This window comes from Mesorhizobium sp. M7D.F.Ca.US.004.01.2.1, from assembly GCF_003997785.1.
Classification (GTDB): Bacteria; Pseudomonadota; Alphaproteobacteria; order Rhizobiales; family Rhizobiaceae; genus Mesorhizobium; species Mesorhizobium loti.
On sequence record NZ_RZRQ01000634.1, the window covers coordinates 1 to 1,542 of the forward strand.

At 60.2% G+C, this 1,542-nt stretch carries 2 protein-coding genes and 1 pseudogene; all 3 read right to left on the bottom strand.

Translation table 11 applies throughout. The features are described 5' to 3' along the window. Positions 1-240 (bottom strand): annotated as a pseudogene (gene pgi / locus EN993_RS35650) (glucose-6-phosphate isomerase); the annotation flags it as partial. Between the two features lie 26 nt (positions 241-266). Further along, positions 267-1,364, bottom strand: a complete 1,098-nt coding sequence (gene tal / locus EN993_RS35655; protein WP_127266223.1) for a transaldolase — start codon at positions 1,362-1,364, stop codon at positions 267-269. A gap of 63 nt (positions 1,365-1,427) precedes the next feature. Then, positions 1,428-1,508 carry a DUF982 domain-containing protein gene (locus tag EN993_RS38505; protein ID WP_348630457.1) on the bottom strand — a complete coding sequence of 27 codons (81 nt, stop codon included), beginning with the start codon at positions 1,506-1,508 and terminating at the stop codon, positions 1,428-1,430. Positions 1,509-1,542: the final 34 nt, after the last annotated feature.

A 1,542-nucleotide genomic window follows, 5' to 3' on the forward strand; every position in this document is an offset into this window, starting at 1 on the left:
GCTGAACATTGCTTCGAGGCGCTCACGCAACCCGCAGGCCTCGGCAAGTTCAATGAGTAGCTGGACCGTATCGGCCGTGATGCGGTTTTTCGAATAGTCGAGATAAAGTCCGCAGGCGTCGATGGCGAAACGCTTGCCACGCTGGGGATAATCGGCGAAGAGCTGTCGCAGATGCAAAGGGCGCACTTCCTGGCAATGCGCCAGCAACGCCTGCCATGCTGGAAGTTCGGCGAGTGGCAACGTCCTGGCCGCGAGAGGCGCGCTCATCATCCGGTGGCCGAACCGTGGCGATGTAACTGCTCGCTCTTCGAGGCAATCACCGCCATCAGATCGGCCCATGATTTGGTGAAGGATTGCGCGCCTTCCAACTGGAGCTGCGCGGCAAGCGCCTGAATGTCGACGCCAGCTTCTGCGAAGTCGGCAAGAACGGCTTCGCTTTTGCCACCGTCCTCCCGCATGACGCCGTTCACCGCCCCCTCTTTCGAAAATGCATGAAGTGTCTTCTCCGGAATGGTGTTGATGGTGTCCGGTGCGGCGAGCGCTTCGATGTAATAGGATTGCGGAAGCTGCGGATCCTTGGTCCCGGTGCTCGCCCATAGCAGACGCTGGGAAAGTGCGCCGGCATCGGCCAGCTTGCGCCATCCGGTAGAGGCAAGCCGCTCCCGGTAGGCTTTATAGACTTGCCCGGATATGGCGATACCGAGACGGTTCCGCAGCGCGGGGCTAACCTTATCCATGACCGCCTTGTCCCAGCGGCTGACGAAGATCGAGGCGACAGAGGCGATCTTCGGGTCGAGCCCGGCGTTAATCCGTCGCTGAATGCCTCGGCAATACGCGTCGACCGCCGCCACGTACTGCTCGCACGAAAACAGCAGGGTGACATTCACCGGCACGCCGGCGAAGATCGATTCCTCTATGGCCTCGACGCCAGCCGGCGTGCCCGGAATCTTGATAAACAGGTTGGAACAGTGCGCCTGGGCGTGCAATCGCCTGGCAGCCTCCACAGTGGCGCCGGCATCGTTAGCCAGCAAAGGCGAAACTTCCAGCGAAACCCAGCCATCGATACCGCCCGTCGCTTCATGGACCGGCCAGAAGAGTGCCGCGGCCTGCGTCAGGTCTTCGAGCGCCAATTCGAAAAATAGCTGCTCGCCCGCTTTCCCTTCTCTGGCTTTTCGATGAAGGGCCTCGTCGTAAGCTGTGCTGTTTTTAATCGCCTCATCGAAAATCGTGGGGTTCGACGTCAATCCCGTCACCGAAAAGTCGGTGCAATAGCGCTGAAGGGTGCCGCTGCTCAGCAGATCGCGGGTGATGTTGTCCAGCCAGAGGCTTTGGCCGAGTTCATGCAATCGGGTTGTTACGTTCATGGCGACCTCGCTGGTGGGCGAGAAAGTGATTCACCCTCGCCAGTCTCATATGGTGCGCGCAGTTCACTCGACCAATATGCGCGCTTCCCGCGCTGCGTCGATGAATGCGTCTCTCGCGACGTCAGCCGAAACACTGACGTTCAAGGCCTGCTGGCATGCCCGTTTCGCGGATCGGTGC

Excerpts from the sequence above, each read along its gene's own strand:
- tal (WP_127266223.1), bottom strand. The coding sequence starts at position 1,364 with ATGAACGTAACAACCCGATTGCATGAACTCGGCCAAAGCCTCTGGCTG.